This is a genomic window from Bradyrhizobium sp. 157, assembly GCF_023073815.1.
In the GTDB taxonomy this organism is placed as follows: domain Bacteria; phylum Pseudomonadota; class Alphaproteobacteria; order Rhizobiales; family Xanthobacteraceae; genus Bradyrhizobium.
In genome coordinates, this window is record NZ_JADPKF010000073.1 from 445,653 (window position 1) to 462,511 (window position 16,859).

15 protein-coding genes are annotated in these 16,859 nt (G+C 63.1%); 8 read left to right on the plus strand and 7 right to left on the minus strand.

Going from position 1 to position 16,859, the window contains the following annotated elements; all coding sequences use genetic code 11:
- Positions 1 to 12: 12 nt before the first annotated feature.
- The 3 genes from IVA95_RS18100 to IVA95_RS18110 are packed head-to-tail and all read right to left on the minus strand — an operon-like array spanning position 13 to position 3,747.
- Entirely contained in the window at positions 13 to 1,086 is a 1,074-nt protein-coding gene (locus tag IVA95_RS18100) for an enoyl-CoA hydratase/isomerase family protein (RefSeq protein WP_247511690.1), read from the minus strand.
- Entirely contained in the window at positions 1,083 to 2,228 is a 1,146-nt protein-coding gene (locus tag IVA95_RS18105; RefSeq protein ID WP_247511691.1) for an isobutyryl-CoA dehydrogenase, read from the minus strand. Before IVA95_RS18105 ends, IVA95_RS18100 begins: the two co-directional genes overlap by 4 nt.
- 22 nt (positions 2,229 to 2,250) lie before the next feature.
- A complete protein-coding gene (locus IVA95_RS18110) occupies positions 2,251 to 3,747 on the minus strand; it encodes a CoA-acylating methylmalonate-semialdehyde dehydrogenase (RefSeq protein ID WP_213249830.1) in 1,497 nt (498 codons plus the stop codon).
- A gap of 103 nt (positions 3,748 to 3,850) precedes the next feature.
- Here IVA95_RS18110 and IVA95_RS18115 point away from each other — a divergent pair, with 103 nt between their 5' ends.
- Positions 3,851 to 4,765: a LysR family transcriptional regulator gene (locus tag IVA95_RS18115; protein WP_247511692.1), complete on the plus strand. Its 915-nt coding sequence runs from the start codon at positions 3,851 to 3,853 to the stop codon at positions 4,763 to 4,765.
- 156 nt (positions 4,766 to 4,921) lie between these two features.
- Here the strand turns inward: IVA95_RS18115 and IVA95_RS18120 are convergent, their stop codons facing one another.
- Together IVA95_RS18120 and IVA95_RS18125 are read right to left on the minus strand one after the other, a co-directional pair.
- Complete coding sequence (locus IVA95_RS18120) at positions 4,922 to 5,539, minus strand: TetR/AcrR family transcriptional regulator (RefSeq protein WP_247511693.1); 618 nt, start codon at positions 5,537 to 5,539, stop codon at positions 4,922 to 4,924.
- 62 nt (positions 5,540 to 5,601) lie between these two features.
- On the minus strand, positions 5,602 to 6,138 hold the full coding sequence (locus IVA95_RS18125) for a PaaI family thioesterase (protein WP_247511694.1): 537 nt from the start codon (positions 6,136 to 6,138) through the stop codon (positions 5,602 to 5,604).
- Positions 6,139 to 6,273: 135 nt separating this feature from the next.
- Between IVA95_RS18125 and IVA95_RS18130 the strand changes: the two genes are divergently transcribed.
- From IVA95_RS18130 to IVA95_RS18145, 4 genes are all read left to right on the plus strand, one after another.
- Positions 6,274 to 7,044 carry an enoyl-CoA hydratase gene (locus IVA95_RS18130; protein ID WP_247511695.1) on the plus strand — a complete coding sequence of 257 codons (771 nt, stop codon included), beginning with the start codon at positions 6,274 to 6,276 and terminating at the stop codon, positions 7,042 to 7,044.
- Between the two features lie 12 nt (positions 7,045 to 7,056).
- Positions 7,057 to 8,748, plus strand: coding sequence for an FAD-dependent monooxygenase (locus IVA95_RS18135; RefSeq protein WP_247511696.1), 1,692 nt, complete (start codon positions 7,057 to 7,059; stop codon positions 8,746 to 8,748).
- On the plus strand, positions 8,745 to 8,930 hold the full coding sequence (locus IVA95_RS18140; RefSeq protein ID WP_247511697.1) for a hypothetical protein: 186 nt from the start codon (positions 8,745 to 8,747) through the stop codon (positions 8,928 to 8,930). The genes IVA95_RS18135 and IVA95_RS18140 overlap by 4 nt, the downstream gene beginning before the upstream one ends.
- Positions 8,931 to 9,198: 268 nt before the next feature.
- Entirely contained in the window at positions 9,199 to 10,479 is a 1,281-nt protein-coding gene (locus tag IVA95_RS18145; RefSeq protein WP_247511698.1) for an MFS transporter, read from the plus strand.
- A gap of 116 nt (positions 10,480 to 10,595) precedes the next feature.
- On the opposite strand, the gene IVA95_RS18150 is transcribed toward IVA95_RS18145, so the two are convergent.
- Together IVA95_RS18150 and IVA95_RS18155 are read right to left on the minus strand one after the other, a co-directional pair.
- Positions 10,596 to 12,155, minus strand: a complete 1,560-nt coding sequence (locus IVA95_RS18150) for a carboxyl transferase domain-containing protein (protein WP_247511699.1) — start codon at positions 12,153 to 12,155, stop codon at positions 10,596 to 10,598.
- Positions 12,085 to 13,062 carry an IclR family transcriptional regulator gene (locus IVA95_RS18155; protein WP_247511700.1) on the minus strand — a complete coding sequence of 326 codons (978 nt, stop codon included), beginning with the start codon at positions 13,060 to 13,062 and terminating at the stop codon, positions 12,085 to 12,087. Before IVA95_RS18155 ends, IVA95_RS18150 begins: the two co-directional genes overlap by 71 nt.
- A 134-nt stretch (positions 13,063 to 13,196) precedes the next feature.
- Between IVA95_RS18155 and IVA95_RS18160 the strand changes: the two genes are divergently transcribed.
- The 3 genes from IVA95_RS18160 (at position 13,197) to IVA95_RS18170 (ending at position 16,856) form a co-directional block, all read left to right on the plus strand.
- Positions 13,197 to 13,418, plus strand: a complete 222-nt coding sequence (locus tag IVA95_RS18160; RefSeq protein WP_213285966.1) for an acetyl-CoA carboxylase biotin carboxyl carrier protein subunit — start codon at positions 13,197 to 13,199, stop codon at positions 13,416 to 13,418.
- 161 nt (positions 13,419 to 13,579) lie between these two features.
- Entirely contained in the window at positions 13,580 to 14,743 is a 1,164-nt protein-coding gene (locus tag IVA95_RS18165) for a TAXI family TRAP transporter solute-binding subunit (RefSeq protein WP_247511701.1), read from the plus strand.
- 49 nt (positions 14,744 to 14,792) lie between these two features.
- Positions 14,793 to 16,856: a TRAP transporter permease gene (locus tag IVA95_RS18170; RefSeq protein WP_247511702.1), complete on the plus strand. Its 2,064-nt coding sequence runs from the start codon at positions 14,793 to 14,795 to the stop codon at positions 16,854 to 16,856.
- Positions 16,857 to 16,859: the final 3 nt, after the last annotated feature.

Genomic DNA, 16,859 nt, shown 5'->3' on the forward strand with positions numbered 1-16,859 from the left:
TTTCTGTTCTGATCAGGGAAATTTCAGCTCATTGGCGCCAATCTCGGCGAAGTAAGGCGCGACCATTTCCGGTGTCACGTCTTCGATGCGCGGCGGCGACCATTTTGGGCTACGGTCCTTGTCGATCACGGCGGCGCGCACGCCCTCATGGAAATCGTCGCTGGCAAACACTTCCAGTGCGGCGCGATATTCCCGCACCAGGCATTCCTCCAGCGAACGCGCGCTACGCGCCAGCCGTAGCAGCTTCAGCGTCACCACCATGCCTCGCGGCGACTTCTCGTTCAGCGTCTTCAGCGCCGCCTGCGCGAAATCAGAACCATCGCGCTGCAGCGCCGCGATGATGTCTTCCATGCGATCGTGGGAGAATAACGTGTCGATCTTCGCCTGCTGCGCGGCGACCGGCCCGGCCGTCTCTCCGGTCGAAAAGCCCTCGATCAGTTTCCTGACGTCAGCCGATGTCGTGCCCGGCGCCACCTTCGTCAACGCCTCGCGCAGGGCCGGCAGTTTTGATGACGGCACCACCGCATCGGCAAATTTTGCGTGGATCGCGTCCGGCCCGTTCATGGTCTGCCCGGTCAAGCCAAAATAGGTGCCGATCTCGCCCGGCGAATGCGACAACAGCCAGGTGCCCCCGACGTCGGGAAAGAAGCCAAGGCCGACTTCAGGCATCGCGAGTTTCGTCCTCTCGGTGACGACGCGGTGGCTGGAGTGCGCCGACAGCCCGACGCCGCCGCCCATCACGATGCCGTCCATGAAGGCGACGTACGGTTTCGGAAATTTCTTGATGCGGGCGTTGAGGACGTATTCGTCGCGCCACAGGATCTTGCCGAGATCGCCCTTGACCTTGGAGCTTTCCCAGAGCGCGCGGATATCGCCGCCGGCGCACAGCCCGCGCTCGCCGGCGCCTTCAAGTACGATCACGGCAACATCGGGATCGGCCTCAAAGACATCAAGCGCCTTGTCGACGTCGTGAAACATCTCCAGCGTCACGGCATTGATTGCCTTCGGCCGGTTTAGACGGAGGATGCCGGCCGAACCTTCCTTGCGCGCGATCAGGTCGCCGTCTGCAATGGCCGCATCCGTCATCGCGCGCCCTCGATCAGCTTGCGCGACACGATCAGCCGCATGATTTCGTTGGTGCCTTCCAATATCTGGTGCACGCGCAGGTCGCGGACGATTTTTTCGATGCCGTACTCGCTGAGGTAACCGTAGCCGCCATGCAGTTGCAGTGCCTGGTTGGCGACCTCGAAGCCGACATCGGTCCCGAACCGTTTGGCCATCGCGCACAGCATGGTGGCATCCGCATCCTTGCGGTCGAGCGCCGCCGCCGCGCGCCACACGAACGTCCGCGCCGCCTCCAGTTCGGTCGCCATGTCGGCCAGGCGAAACTGCAGCGCCTGGAATTCATCGAGGCGCTTGCCGAAGGCTTTTCGCTCCTTCATGTAGGCCAGCGATTTGTCGAGCGCGCTCTGCGCGCCGCCGAGCGAGCACGCCGCGATATTGAGGCGGCCACCGTCGAGCCCGGCCATCGCGATCTTGAAGCCGATGCCCTCCTCGCCCAGCCGGTTCTCGACCGGCACACGCGCGTTCTCGAAAATTACCGCGCGGGTTGGCTGCGCGTTCCAGCCCATCTTACGCTCGTTGGCGCCGAAGGAAACGCCCGGCGTATCGGCCGGGATCACCAGCGTCGAGATGCCGCCGGGCCCATCGCCCCCGGTCCGCACCATCACGACATAGAGGTCGCCGCCGCCGGCGCCGGAGATGAACTGCTTCTGACCGTTGAGCACATAATGATCGCCCTCGCGCACCGCGCGGGTGCGCAGCGCTGCGGCGTCCGAGCCGGAGCCCGGTTCCGTCAGGCAATAGCTCGCCAGCTGCTCCATGGTGCAGAGCTTTGGCAACCATTTTTGCCGCTGGGTATCATTGCCATAGGCATCGATCATCCAGGACGCCATGTTATGGATCGAGATGAAGGCCGACACCGTCGGACAGCCGGTCGCCAGCGCCTCGAAGATCAGGGCGGCGTCGAAGCGAGTCATGGCAGAGCCGCCGACGTCGTCCTTGATGTAAATGCCGCCGATGCCGAGGCTCGCGGCCTCGCGCATCACATCGACTGGAAAATGCTTCTCCTCGTCCCAGCGGAGCGCATGCGGCGCGATCTTCTCGGCGGCGAATTCGCGCGCCATGTCGCGAACCGCCACCTGATCCTCGTTGAGAGCGAACTGCATCCCGCGCCTCGACTGTGACGCGTTACTTCATCAGCGGGATCGAGAACTCCGCGCCTTCCTTGACACCGGACGGCCAGCGCGAGGTCACCGTCTTGGTCTTGGTATAGAAGCGGACCGAGTCCGGACCGTGCTGGTTGAGATCGCCGAAGCCCGACTTCTTCCAACCGCCGAAGGTGTAGTACGCGATCGGCACCGGGATCGGCACGTTGATGCCGACCATGCCGACATTGACCTTGGCGGCAAAGTCGCGCGCGGCGTCGCCGTCGCGGGTGAAGATTGCGACACCATTGCCGTAGTCATGCTCCGACGGCAGCGCCAGGGCTTCCTTGTAATCGTGGGCGCGCACCACCGAGAGCACCGGGCCAAAGATCTCTTCCTTGTAGATCCGCATGTCCTTGGTGACGTTGTCGAACAGCGAGCCGCCGAGATAAAAACCCTTCTCGTAGCCCTGCATCTTGAAGCCGCGGCCGTCGACAGCTAGCGTGGCGCCTTCCTTGATGCCGATATCGATGTAGTTCTTCACCTTCTCGACCGCTTCGCGGGTCACCAGCGGGCCGTAATCGGCGGACGGATCGACCGAGGTGCCGATCTTGAGCGACTCCACGCGCGGGATCAGCTTTTCCATCAGCCGGTCGGCGGTGGTTTTGCCGACGGGGACCGCGACCGACACCGCCATGCAGCGCTCGCCGCCCGAGCCGTAGCCGGCGCCGATCAAGGCATCGACGGTCTGGTCCATATCGGCGTCAGGCATCACGATGGCGTGGTTCTTGGCGCCGCCAAAACACTGGCAGCGCTTGCCGGTCTGGGCTGCGCGCTCATAGATGTATTGCGCAATCGGCGTCGAGCCGACGAAGCCGATCGCCTTGATATCGGGATCGTCGAGGATGGCGTCGACGGCTTCCTTGTCGCCGTTGACGACGTTGAGGATGCCGGGCGGCAGCCCTGCTTCCATCATCAGCTCGGCCAGCCGCATCGGCACACCGGGATCGCGCTCCGAAGGCTTCAGGATAAAGGCGTTGCCGCACGCGATCGCCGGCGCGAATTTCCACATCGGGATCATCGCCGGGAAATTGAACGGCGTGATGCCGGCGACGACTCCAAGCGGCTGCCGCAGCGAGTAAATGTCGATGCCGGGACCGGCGCCCTCGGTGTATTCGCCCTTCAGCAGATGCGGAATACCGCAGGCGAATTCCACGACTTCGAGGCCGCGCTGGATGTCGCCCTTGGCGTCGGGAACGGTCTTGCCGTGCTCGCGTGCCAGCAATTCAGCGAGCTTGTCATAGTCGCGCTGCACCAGTTCGAGGAACTTCATCATCACCCGCGCGCGGCGCTGCGGATTGGTGTTGGCCCATTCGGGCTGGGCGAGCGCGGCGTTTTCGACGGCCGCGCGGACTTCCGCTCTTGAGGCCAGGGCCACCTTGGCCTGGACGTCGCCGGTCATCGGCTCGAACACGTCGGCCGTCCGGCCGGACGTTCCCTTGACCTCTTTGCCGCCGATAAAGTGTCCGATTGAGCGCATGAATGATCTCCCTAAGGTCCCGTCTGGGATCGCTTTCGAGCCCCTTTTTGACCTGCATTTCTTGGGATACAAGTCCGATATATTGCACCATAGATGTGCGGAAATGCTGGATCAAGGCACCAAGACGATCGACTGGGATGACTTCCGTTTCGTGCTGGCGATCGTGCGCGGCGGATCGGTTTCCGCTGCCGCCAAGCAGCTATCGGTCGATCATGCTACCGTGATCCGCCGTGTCGACCGGCTGGAACGGCATCTCTCCGCAAAACTGTTCAACCGCCGCAAGACCGGCTACCTCCTGACCGAAGCCGGCCAGCGCGTGGCCGACAGCGCGGAGGCGATGGAATCCACCATCGTCGCCAACCAGGAGGCGGTCGGCGGCTCGCGCGCCCAACTCACCGGAACGGTCCGGATCGGCGCCCCCGACGGGTTCGGCAGCCATTTCCTGGCCGCGAGGCTTCTGAAATTCACCGAGCGGTATCCCGATCTCGACCTGCAGCTCATCGCCACCGCACGGCTGTTCAGCCTGTCGAAGCGCGAGGCCGACATTGCGATCAGCCTCTCCATGCCCAAGGAGGGCCGGATCGTCGGGCGCAAGCTGCTCGACTACAGCCTCGGGCTCTATGCCGCGCCGGCCTATCTCGACCGCGTGCCGAAAATCATATCGCGCGGCGACCTGCCGGGACATCGCTTCGTCGGCTATATCGAGGAACTGCTGTTCACGCCGGAGCTGGATTACCTGCCGCAGGTCTCGCCAAAAATCTCGGCCAAATTCCGCAGCGCCAATCTGATCGCGCAGCTCAACGCCACCATTGCCGGCTTTGGTATTGCGGTGCTGCCGCATTTCATGGCGACGGCGCATCCCGAACTGCGCGCGGTGCTGCCCGACGAGGTCAGGATCTCGCGCACGTTCTGGATGCTGATGCACGCCGACAGCAAGGATCTGGCGCGGATCAGGGCGGTGGCCGATTACATCAGCGAGACGGTGGAGAGCGAGCGGGCGCTGTTTGGCGGGCGGTGAAACCATCGTCGTCCCTGCGAACGCATGCGAACGCAGGGACCCATAACCACCATTGCAGATTGGCAGCGAAAGTCGTCTCACCTTGTGCCGCTTCCCTCAGCCGCGGCGTATGGGTCCCGGCTCAAGGCCGGGACGACGGCAATGGCAATCGCGCGCTCAATTCACCTTTGCCCGTGCTTTCTTCACGGCCGGCTTCGCCTCGGCGCGGGTCAGCGCCGCCTCGCGGCCGGCGAGAAGAATTTCGTCGGAGAGTTCACCGCTGCCGGCCACGCGCGACATCACCAGGGTGCCCATCATCGTCGCCAGCGTACCCATGGCTTGCCTGCGGGCCGTCTTGCGCGGCACGTCCAGAATCTGATCGGCCATCACGTCGATCAACTGCTCCAGCTTGGCGGCAAAGGCCTTGCGGGTCTTGGCGCTTTCCCGGGCAATCTCGGCGCCGAGCGTGGGCACCGCGCAACCGCGGCCAGGATCGTCGCGATGCACCGTGGAGATGTAGGAATCGACGATCGCGGGCAGCCGCTTTTCCGGCGGAGTTTCATCGGCGATTTTTCGCCAGTGCTCGACCGAGCGGTCCATCGCATAGGCAAAGGCCTCGATGACGAGCGCCTCACGGGAATCGAAATGCGCGTAGAAGCCGCCATGGGTCAGCCCCGCCTCCTTCATCAGGTCGGCGACGCCGATGCCATGCGCGCCCTTTTCGCGAAGCCGCACCGAAGCCTTCTTCACGATCCGCGCGTGGGTCTCCTGCTTGTGCTCTTTCGAATAACGCATCAACGCATCCCATTAAATGTCCTTAGTCATATAATAGCAGTTGTGCGCAGGAAAAGCTGCATCTAATTCGCCTTTTCAACGCCGATCATCGTGAACGTTCCGGTCGCGTGCACTGCAAGATTGCCCGCACGGTCACGGACGAAGCCTTCGGCGTAGCTGGTCTGGCGGCCGAGCTTTATCACTTTGCCTTCCGCCGAAATCGCGCCCGACCGCACCGACAACGGCCGCAGATAGGTCAGCTTGAGGTCCAGCGTGACCGAAGTCTGTCCCACCGGCTGCATGGTGGTGATGGCACAACCCATGGCAGTATCCAACAGCGCTGCGGCGGTCGCGCCATGGAGCAAGCCCATGGTATTTTCGAGGCTTTCATCCGGATCCAGTTCCATCACGATCCGGCCGGGCTCGGCGAGGCGCATCTCGAAACCGATCAGCCGCGCCATCGGCGGCGGTGGCAGGATGCCGTCGCGAATGGCGCACATGATCTCCAGTCCGGACATCCCGGCAGCGGCCTTCGCGACAGGTCCCGGCGCCTGCCAATCCACCACCCGATGCCTGCGCGTATCGAACGAAAACAGATCGACAGTCTCGGTCATAGTCATGGCGGCTCCTTTAGATGACGATCATAATTCTATATCGGTGCGCGCGGTCGCGCAATGCCCCTCGCCTGCCCTTGACAAGCCGCCGCAATGTCCCGGAAGTGACGTCACCGACCAGAACAAGCCCGGAAAAACAGAATGGAAATGCTCAATCGCCATTGCGGCATCGACCGCGACGACAGAGGCGTCGTTCGCCTCGCGATCTGCAGTGCGGGCCCTCTCAACATCCTCTCCTCCCCCGTCACCGACGGCGTGCGCGAAGGGTTCGAGAGGCTCGCCGGCGACAAAAGCATTCGCGCGGTCATCCTCGCCGGCCAGAGCGAGAAGAGCATGATCGGCGGCGCCGACATCAAGGAGATGGCCAAGCTCGACCAGAAATCCGCGGAAGCCTTCATCACGCGCTTACGTGACCTCTGCGAGGCCGTGCGCCACTTTCCGGCGCCGGTGATCGCGCGGCTTCCCGGCTGGTGCCTCGGCGGCGGATTGGAAGTCGCCGCCGCCTGCGACTTCAGGATTGCGGCCCATGATGCCAAATTCGGCATGCCGGAGGTGCGCGTCGGCATCCCCTCTGTGATCCATGCTGCCCTGCTGCCGCGGCTGATCGGCTGGGGCCGCGCCCGCTGGCTTGTCATGACGGCGGAGAACATCGACGCGCCCACCGCGCTCGCCTGGGGCCTGGTCGATGTGGTCGCCAAGGAAGACGGGCTCGATGCCGCGGTCGAGCACACCGTGAAGGCGCTGCTCGAATGTGGCCCTGAGGCGCTGCGTTCGCAGAAGGAGCTGCTACGGCAATGGGAGGAGCTGCCGCTGACCGAATCCGTCAACTTAAGTGTCGGCGTGTTCGGACAATCGTTCCTGACCGGCGAGCCGCAGCGGATGATGCAGGGATTTCTCGGCCGCAAGAAATAGACGGAGGGACGCATGAGGCCTGCCGGCAAGGGACCGCTGGAGTCACTCTATTTCGACTATCCCCGCTTCGCGGCACGGCGCGTCCCCGAGATTGATGGAGTTGCGACACGTCATCCGGTGCTGATCGTTGGCGCCGGCCCGATCGGTATGACGGCGGCGCTGGTGCTGGCGCGCTACGGCATCAGGAGCGTGCTGATCGATCGCAAAGACACGTTTAATGACGGCAGCCGCGCCATCTGCATTGCCCGGCCGAGCATGCATATCCTGGAGCGGGCCGGCGCGGTCGCGCCGTTCGTGGAAAAGGCGCTCGGCTGGCGCTTCGGCCGCAGCTACTACCGCGGCGAACAGATTTTCCGGCTGGAGATGCCGCAGCCGCCGGGCGAAAAATATCTGCCGATGTACAATCTGCAGCAGCAGTATATCGAGAAATTCCTGCACGATGCGGTTACAGCCTGTGACCTCGTCGACATGCGCTGGCAGAGCGAATTGTCGGCCATCGAATCTAACAATGATGGCGTCTCGGTCCGGATTGCATCGCCCGAAGGCGATTATCGGCTCGATGCCGACTATGTGCTGGCCGCCGACGGGGCGCGCTCGCCTGTCAGGTCGATGCTTGGCTTGGGGCTGAAGGGCGATAATTACGAAGGCCGCTATGTGATCGCGGATATCCGCATGGACCACGATTTTCCGACCGAGCGCCGCGCGTTTTTCGAACCAAGCGGCAATCCCGGCGGCACGGCGCTGATCCACAAGCAGCCGGACGATATCTGGCGCGTGGATTACCAGCTTCGTGAAGGCGAGAACGAGGAAGAGGCTTTAAAGGAAGAAAACCTCCGCGCCCGCGTCGGCGCGATCCTTGCGGATATCGGCCACACCAAACCATGGGATCTGGAATGGTGGAGCGTTTATTCCGCCAACACCTTGTGCCTTGACGATTACCGGCACGGCCGCGTCTTCTTCATCGGCGATGCCGCGCATATCGTGCCGATCTTCGGCGTGCGCGGGCTGAACAATGGCCTGGCGGATGCCGAAAACATCGGCTGGAAGCTGGCGCTCGTTCTTCATGGCGAGGCCGACGAGCGACTGCTCGACAGCTATTCGCCGGAGCGGCGCGGCGCCACGCTCGACGTGTTCGCCAACGCCACCAAGAGCACCCGCTTCATGACGCCGCCGACGCGCGGCTGGCGGCTGACGCGCGAGGCGGCCTTGTCTCTCAGCTTGAAGCACGAGTTTCCCCGCGGGCTCGCCAATCCGCGCCAGATGCAGCCCTACACCTATTCGGAAAGCCCGCTGACGCCCTATGCCGGACGCGATGCCGCGTTTGCCGGCGGTCCTCGTTGCGGCAGCGCTGCGCCGAACGCGAGACTGGCCGACGGAAGCTACCTTTTGGATCGCGCCGGCAACGGCATGACGGCGATCCTGTTCTGCGAGGGGCACCCCACCGCCGAACAGGCGGCGATGCTTGCCGAGCTCGGCCGGATCGACCGGCGCTTCGTTGCCGTGCTGGTTACGTTGCGCGGCTCGGCCTCTGAAACGACGGCCGTTGCGGATCAGGACGGCGAAATCGCCCGCCTGTTCGCCGCCGCGCCCGGCACGCTCTATCTCCTCCGGCCCGACCTGCACATTGCCGGGAGATGGATGGCCGCCATTCCCGACGAGATCCTGAAAACCGCAAAGATTTGCCTGGGAAGCGAGACGCCATGAGCGCAATGCCCTTCGAGGACTTCGAGACCGCCTATGAGACGCTGGCGATGGCGATCGATACGGCCGGCCCCGAACGCGAAGCGCTGTTCCTGACCCGGCTGGCGCTCGTGCTCGGCCACGAACTCGGCGACATCGCGGCTTTCAGGAAGGCGATCGAGACCGCCCTCGGTGGCCTGGAATAGTGAAGGTTCGCGGCAATCCCCGTCTCAAGGTGCCGATGGATCAATTTCTCTCATGCGACCGGCGAGATTTTTCATGGGATAGTCCGTTGCGATTTTCGTCACCTATAATATTATACACATAATTCAATGATCGAATTGATGTTCACACGGATCGATCCTGGCGCCCCGCGTGGTGTCCTGAAATGAGGGAAGTACGACATTTAAGTCAAACGATCATCACTTCAGAATACTGAAAGCAAATCTTCCCACTGCAATCTTCCGAGGCCGAATGATCTCGAACTGGCTTTCAGCCGCCCTCACCCGCCGCAACATCCATTACGGCTGGATGATGGTCGCTGTAACCTTCCTCACCGCCCTGATTGCCGCCGGTACGGTCGGCGCACCCGGCGTTTTCATCGTACCTTTGCAGAAGGAATTCGGCTGGACCACGGCGGAGATTTCCTCGGCGCTGTCGATCCGCTTTATCCTGTTCGGGTTGATGGCGCCGTTCGCCGCCGCGCTGCTGAACCGCTATGGCCTGCGGAACGTGACACTGGCGGCGCAGCTCATCGTCGTATCCGGGCTCATCGCGTCGCTGGCGATGACGCAGGTCTGGCACTTGATGCTGCTATGGGGCGTGGTGATCGGGCTCGGCACCGGCATGACGGCGCTGGTGCTGGGCGCAACGATTGCTGCACGCTGGTTCGTGGCGCGGCGGGGCCTCGTCGTCGGTATCCTGACCGCGAGCGTCGCCACCGGACAGCTCGCCTTCCTGCCGTTATTGGCGAGCTTGACCGAGTCTTACGGGTGGCGGATCGCGCTAACGCTGGTGTGCGTCATGATGGGCATTGCGGCCTTCGCCGTGCTGATGGTCATGCGTGACCGGCCGAGCGACGTGGGCCTGCGGCCGTTCGGCGATGAAGGCACCGAGCCGCTGCCCGCGCCGCCGCCGAACAACACGCCGATCATGGCGGCCGCGCTCGGCACGCTGCGCGACGCCTCGAAGTCGGGCGTGTTCTGGATCCTGTTCGCCACCTTCTTCATCTGCGGCGCCTCTACCAACGGGCTGGTCCAGGTCCACCTGATTCCGATGTGCCTCGATTTCGGCATTCCGCAGGTCCAAGCGGCGAGCCTGCTGGCTGCGATGGGCATATTCGATTTCGTCGGCACCATCGCTTCTGGCTGGCTGTCCGACCGCTACGATAATCGCTGGCTGCTGTTCTGGTATTACGGGCTGCGCGGCCTGTCGCTGTTGTTTCTGCCCTTCTCCGATTTCACCCTCTACGGCCTGTCGCTGTTTGCGATGTTCTACGGACTCGACTGGATCGCGACCGTGCCGCCGACGGTGCGGCTCACGGCGCAGCGGTTCGGCCCCGAACGCGCCAACTTGGTGTTCGGCTGGATCTTTGCCGGCCATCAGTTGGGTGCGGGTGTCGCGGCGTTCGGCGCTGGCCTATCGCGGACGGTGCTGCAGAGTTACCTGCCGGCTTTCTTCGTCGCTGGAGCGCTCTGTGTAGTGGCGGCGCTGATTGTGCTGGCGATCTCGCGGCCTAAGGCGGTGGCGGCATAACGCGATCTGTCATTCCCGGGCGATGCGAAGCATCGAACTACGGTGCGCAATTGCGCACCTGAGAATCTCGAAATTCCGGGTCTGGTGCTAGCGCACCATCCCGGAAATGACATCCCCTACGGCCGCGTCGACATGTTGCTTGGCGGGCCGACGGTGCGGATCGATTCGGCGAGCCGCGCGAACTCGCACAACAGCGATCGCGTCTTGCGCGGGTCGATCACTTCCTCGACCCAAAACTTCTCGGCGGAGCGGAACGGCGAGCGCAGCTTGTTGAGACGGTCTTCGATCTCTTTCAGCTTCGCCGTCGGATCCCCGGCTGCATCGATGTCGGCGCGATAGGCGGCCTCGATGCCGCCTTCGAGCGGCAGCGAACCCCAATAGGCCGACGGCCAGGCGTAGCGCATCGAATAGCGGTTGGCCGGCTGGTGCACGACGCCGGCGACGCCGAACGCGTTGCGCACGATGATAGTGCACCAGGGCACCGTCGACTGGTTGACGGCCGCCATCGCCCGCACGCCGTGGCGGATTGTCGCCGACTTCTCGGCCTCGAGCCCGATCATGAAGCCGGGGCAATCCATCAGATAGACGACCGGCAGATGGAAGGTTTCCGCGAAGTCGACCCAGCGCACCACTTTCTGGCACGCCTCCGCCGTCCACGACCCGCCATAGTGGAAGGGATCGCTGGCGAGCAGCAGCACCGCGCGGCCTTCGAGGCGCGCAAGCCCGGTGATGATGGGGCGGCCGAAATTGGCGTTGACCTCGAAGAAAGAACCCTTGTCGACGACGGCGTCGATGATCGGGCGCATCTTGTAGACCTGGCGGCGGTTGCGCGGCACCGCCTTCAACAGCGATTCTTCCGCGCGCTCCGGATTATCGGTGCAGGGCGTTGTCGGCGGCAGGTCGTACACCGAGGACGGCAGATAAGACAGAAAACGCCTGGCGCGTTCGAACGCCTCCTCCTCCGTGTCGACGGCATCATCGACGCCGCCGGCGCGGGTCTGGATTTCGGCGCCGCCGAGTTCCTGCTTCGTCAGGTCCTGGCCGAGCCGTTTTACGACCGGCGGGCCCGCGACGAACATCGCGGAATTGCGGGTCATGATGGAATAATGGCTGGCGGCGAGTCGCGCAGCGCCGAGGCCTGCAACCGAACCGAGCCCGAGCGCGACCACGGGCACGCGCGCCATGTTCGCGGTCGTGAACCAATACCAGCGCGTGCCGCCGACGCCGCCGGGCAGATTCGCAGCGCCGCGCGTCTCGATCGTCTTCACCGAGCCGCCGCCGCCCGACCCTTCGATCACGCGAATGATCGGCAGGCGGAAATCATGCGCCATTTCCTCGGCCATCAGCGGCTTGGCCGAGATAGAGGCATCGGCCGATCCGCCGCGCACGGTGAAATCGTCGCCGACGACAACCACAGTGCGGCCGTCGATCCTGGCGCGGCCGAATACGCAGTTGGCCGGCGTCAGGTGCTTCAGCTCGCTGTTTTCGTCGTATTCGGCGATGCCGGAAATCGCGCCGATCTCGTGAAAGGAATTCTTGTCGATCAGTTTGTCGATGCGCTCACGAACTGTGAGCCGGCCCTGGTCATGCTGGCGCTTGACCTTGTCAACGCCTCCCATCTCGCGCGCGAACGCTTCGCGCCGAGCGAGCTCGTCGAGCTCCGGCTTCCAATTCATTCGCATCCTCCGTCTTGATGATCTTGTTGTTGTTATGGGCCGGCACCGGAAGCGGCTTTCTTTCGATCCGGTTGGCGAAGATGTCGCCCTCGGCGCCTTCGAGCAGGCCGCCGATCGCAACACCGAGTTCGAGCATCTGCGGCGCCACTTCCTGGTGCAACCGCTTCTCGTCAAACATCGCAGCGAGAAGGCCGATCGTCACGACGACGAAGGTTTGATATTGCGGCGACCACACCGGCACCGCGCACCCGTTGATATGCGGGCTCCAGGTGCCGCAGCCCACGACATAGCCGTGTTCGCGCAGGTGGCGGCGATTCTCTTCTATGCGCGACTTCAACAGTCCCGCATTTTCCGGGATCTCGCGTTCCATTTCGGCGATCAGGGCGTCGCCGACGTCGGTGTCGAGCGCCGCGGTGTAGGCAAAGCCGGCCGCGGTGCTCGTCATCGAGATGCGGCTGCCGGTGCCTTCGTGCAGGCCGAGCGCGTTCGCCGCGCGCGCGAATTCTAGATAGACGAGGTGATAGCGATCGGGAATCACGAAGCCGACGGTGCCCGGCAATTGATCGGCGACGTCCTGCAGTCGCAGCCTGATCAGATTGCGAAGCTGCAGCCCCTTCATCATCGAGGTGCTCATCGCCACCGCGCTTGGACCGATGCGGTATTTCTGGTCGCGCGGCAGATAAACGAGCTGGCCCATCCGCGTCAGCGTGTGGGTGAGCCGCGATACCGTCGACCGCGGCAGACCACAGCGACTGGAAATTTCCAGATTGCCTAGTCGCGCTTCATGACCCTCGAAGCAGCGCAAGACGTCGAACGCCCGCGATACCACCTGAATCACATCGCCCTCGCCTGCCAGATCGCTGGCGAGCATTCCCTGTTTGCTAAGCCGTTCCGAGCGTCTTCCCATGTGTTATGGCTCCATTCCGCCCTGCGGAATAAAATTCCACTTGCAGAACAAACTACCTCAGGCAATCTGCGGCCACAACGAAAAGCCGTTCACGAGGACAGTCAGTCCGTCAGACGGTCCCCGGGAGAACGGAAATGCCAGAGATCAAAATTGTCACCGAAGTCGCCGGACGCGTGTGCGCGCTTCCCGTAGCAACCGGTGGCAATGTCGGCGACGGTGACGAGATCGCTTTCGTCGAAGCCATGAAGATGGAAATTCCGGTCACGTCGACGACGGCAGGCACGATCAAGGCCATCCTGGTCAAACTCGACGACGTCATCGCGGAAGGACAGGTCGTCGCGATCATCGAAGCTTAACCGGATCACGGCATAAGCCTTCTTCCGACGCGTTCCGCGACAATCTGTCCAGCTTTGGTGTTGGCGCGTCGCACCTAACGTTGCCATCGCACGCAGCCGATGACATGATCGACGCTAACAAGAGAATTTTCGCACAGCGAAACAATCTGAGGGGAAAAATTATGATTCACCGGTTGAAGGCGCTCGCGCCAATCGCCCTTGCAGGCATCTCATGGCTGACCTTGCCAGCGGCATACGCTGACGACGTCAAGCTGCCGCCGACCATGGTCGTCACTGCCTATGACACCGGCACCGCGGGTTTCAACATCGCCGTCGGCGTCGGCAAGATGATGAAGGACAAATACGGTACCGACGTCCGCGTGCTGCCGGCCGGCAACGACGTGGCGCGACTGGCGCCGCTGCGCGCCAAGCGCGCGGCCATGTCCGCGATGGGCTCCGGCACCTATTTCGCCCAGGAGGGCGTGTTCGAGTTCGGCACCAAGGAATGGGGTCCCCAGCCCCTGCAGCTCGTGCTGTCATCGGTCGACTGCAACGCCGCGACGCTCGGCGTCGCCAAAGACACCGGCGTGACCGAGATCAAGCAGCTTAAAGGCAAGCGCGTCGGCTTTGTGGTCGGTTCGCCGGCGCTGAACCAGAACGCGCTCGCGATCCTGGCGTTCGGTGACCTCAAGCAAAGCGACGTCAAGGTCGTCGAGTTCTCGAGCTATGGCGCGATGTGGAAGGGCATGATCAACAACGACGTCGATGCCGCCTTCGCCACCACCATCACCGGCCCGGCGAAGGAACTCGAGACATCGCCGCGCGGCATCATCTGGCCGCCCTTGCCCCACAGCGACAAGGCGGGCTGGGAGCGCGTGAAAAAGGTAGGCTCGTTCTTCTTCCCGCACGTCGCGACCTGCGGCGCCGGCATCTCCAAGGACAAGCCGATCGAGCTCGGCAACTATCCCTATCCCATTTTCATGGTTTATGGTTCGCTGCCCACCGACGAGGTCTATGCCATCACCAAGGCGATGATCACGGGCTACGACGCCTATAAGGATTCCGCGCCGGGCGCGAGCGGCCTTGCGGCCGACCGCCAGACCAAGAACTGGGTGGTCCCTGTACATCCGGGCGCCGTGAGGGCGCTGAAGGAAGCCGGACAATGGAGCCCCGAGCAGGACGCTCACAACAATGCGCTGTTCAAGCGCCAGCAGGTTCTGACAGCGGCATGGACGGACTACGGCAAGTCCAGCCCGCCATCGGATGACAAGGCGTTTCTCGAAGGCTGGATGAAGGCGCGCGCCGTGGCGCTGGCAAAGGCGAATATGCCCAACGGCTTTGAATAGCGCTGCCTCAATCGCCTAGGTCTAAGGCGAATATCGTCTAGGGGGAATGATGTCACCTGCTGCGAGTGATAGCGTAGCCGCGCCTGCACAACGGATTGAGTTCGACGATCCGCATGCCAACATGCAGGAAGCCGAAGTCACGCGGGTGCGGACATTGCGCGGCGCGTGGCGCTGGGCGCTGGTGGTTGCAACCGCAGTAACCATCCTGCTGTGCATCAACCAGCAATTCTCCCTGCGCTTCTTCCTCGGCTATACCCAGCTCAACACCGAGTATTTCTATCTCCTGATCGCACTGATGCTGCCGTTCACGTTCCTGATCTTTCCGGGGACCGGAAGCGCGCCGCTCGATCGAATTCCCTGGTATGACATCCTGCTTTTTGTCGCCACTTTCGCCTGCGCAATCCTCCTGATGCGCAGCGTCCGCAAGGCGGCTGAAGCCGGCTGGGAATTCGGCGGCGCGCCGACCGACGTCATCGTTGCCGGCGTCATCATGTGGGTGGTGCTGATGGAAGCTTTGCGGCGCACGGGGGGCTGGAGCCTGCTGCTGAGCGTGCTACCGTTTACGGTCTATCCCCTGTTCGCCGATGCGAAATGGCTGGGACCGTTTCGCGGCACCCAATCGACGCTGGAACAAGCGACATCCTACCACGTGCTGTCGGGCGAAAGCCTGCTCGGCATTCCGATCCAAGCCTTTGCCGACACCGTGATCGGCTTTCTGGTGTTCGGCACCGCGCTGATGATGACGGGCGCCGGAAAATTCTTTATCAACCTGGCATTCGCCCTGTGCGGTACTTTCCGCGGCGGCGCTGCGAAGGTCTGTATCTTCGCGTCCGGCCTGCTCGGCATGATGTCGGGCTCGATCATCTCCAACGTACTGACCGCCGGTACCATGACTATTCCCGTCATGAAGAAGAGCGGTTTCCGCGCCTCGTATTCCGCCGCGATCGAGGCCTGCGCGTCGACCGGCGCGGTGCTGGCACCACCGGTGATGGGTGCGACCGCGTTCGTGATCGCGCAATTCCTCAATGTCAGCTACGCCGACGTTGCCATCGCCGCGATCATTCCGGCCACGCTCTATTACATCGGCCTGTTCATGCAGGTCGATTCATATGCCGCGCGTCACAACCTGAAGGGCATTCCGCGCTCCGAGCTGCCGAAGGTCTGGAACACCGTTAAGGAAGGATGGTACTACATCTTCGTCATCGCGCTCCTGATCGTGATGCTGCTGTACTTCAAGCGCGAGAGCCACGCGCCGTTCTACGCCACCGCGCTGCTGCTGGTGCTGAATCAGCTTTTCTCCAAGGATACGCGCTGGACGCCGACGACCATCAGCAAATTCCTTGAGGTCAACGGCCGCACCTTCGTCGAGTTGGTCGGTATCCTGGCCGGTTGCGGGCTCTTGATCGGCGCGTTCTCGATGACCGGCGTGGTCTCGAGCCTCGCCAACGATCTGTTGCGGATCGCCGGCGACAACGCGTTTCTCTTGCTTGGCATGTGCGCCGTCACCAGCCTCATACTCGGGCTCGGACTGACGACGACAGCCTGCTACATCTTCCTGGCCATCCTGGTGGCGCCGGCGCTGGAAAAGCTCGGCCTCAACCGCATGGCCGTGCACATGTTCATCTTCTACTGGGGCATGCTGTCCTCGATCACTCCGCCGGTCGCCATCGCTTCCTTTGCCGCGGCCGGAATCGCCGGCTCGCCGGCGATGAAGACCGGGTGGGAATCGATGTGGGTCGGCTGCATCATCTACTTCATTCCGTTCTTCTTCGTGCTGAACCCGGCACTGGTCCTGCAAGGACCGAGCCCGTATCTCGAAGGCTTGGGGCTGATGGGGCTGGCCGCGTTCGGCACCCTGTTCATCTGCGGCGGCATTCAGGGCTATCAGGTCTTTGTCGGCGATCTCAGAGCCGCCGGCGCGTTGGAATGGCCGCTCCGGGTGCTGCTCGTGATTGGCGGCTTCGTGGTGGCGACGCCGGGCGGCGGGATCATGCCGCTCTCACAATGGCAGATCACCTCTCTCGGATTGGCGATCCTGATCCCCACCGTTCTGATCGCGCTCGTGCTGATACGGCGCCAGACCGCGGTGTCGGACCAGTTGCGCGCACCCTGATTG

Excerpts from the sequence above, each read along its gene's own strand:
- IVA95_RS18100 (WP_247511690.1), bottom strand. The coding sequence starts at position 1,086 with ATGACGGATGCGGCCATTGCAGACGGCGACCTGATCGCGCGCAAGGAA.
- IVA95_RS18105 (WP_247511691.1), bottom strand. The coding sequence starts at position 2,228 with ATGCAGTTCGCTCTCAACGAGGATCAGGTGGCGGTTCGCGACATGGCG.
- IVA95_RS18110 (WP_213249830.1), bottom strand. The coding sequence starts at position 3,747 with ATGCGCTCAATCGGACACTTTATCGGCGGCAAAGAGGTCAAGGGAACG.
- IVA95_RS18115 (WP_247511692.1), top strand. The coding sequence starts at position 3,851 with ATGCTGGATCAAGGCACCAAGACGATCGACTGGGATGACTTCCGTTTC.
- IVA95_RS18120 (WP_247511693.1), bottom strand. The coding sequence starts at position 5,539 with ATGCGTTATTCGAAAGAGCACAAGCAGGAGACCCACGCGCGGATCGTG.
- IVA95_RS18125 (WP_247511694.1), bottom strand. The coding sequence starts at position 6,138 with ATGACTATGACCGAGACTGTCGATCTGTTTTCGTTCGATACGCGCAGG.
- IVA95_RS18130 (WP_247511695.1), top strand. The coding sequence starts at position 6,274 with ATGGAAATGCTCAATCGCCATTGCGGCATCGACCGCGACGACAGAGGC.
- IVA95_RS18135 (WP_247511696.1), top strand. The coding sequence starts at position 7,057 with ATGAGGCCTGCCGGCAAGGGACCGCTGGAGTCACTCTATTTCGACTAT.
- IVA95_RS18140 (WP_247511697.1), top strand. The coding sequence starts at position 8,745 with ATGAGCGCAATGCCCTTCGAGGACTTCGAGACCGCCTATGAGACGCTG.
- IVA95_RS18145 (WP_247511698.1), top strand. The coding sequence starts at position 9,199 with ATGATCTCGAACTGGCTTTCAGCCGCCCTCACCCGCCGCAACATCCAT.
- IVA95_RS18150 (WP_247511699.1), bottom strand. The coding sequence starts at position 12,155 with ATGAATTGGAAGCCGGAGCTCGACGAGCTCGCTCGGCGCGAAGCGTTC.
- IVA95_RS18155 (WP_247511700.1), bottom strand. The coding sequence starts at position 13,062 with ATGGGAAGACGCTCGGAACGGCTTAGCAAACAGGGAATGCTCGCCAGC.
- IVA95_RS18160 (WP_213285966.1), top strand. The coding sequence starts at position 13,197 with ATGCCAGAGATCAAAATTGTCACCGAAGTCGCCGGACGCGTGTGCGCG.
- IVA95_RS18165 (WP_247511701.1), top strand. The coding sequence starts at position 13,580 with ATGATTCACCGGTTGAAGGCGCTCGCGCCAATCGCCCTTGCAGGCATC.
- IVA95_RS18170 (WP_247511702.1), top strand. The coding sequence starts at position 14,793 with ATGTCACCTGCTGCGAGTGATAGCGTAGCCGCGCCTGCACAACGGATT.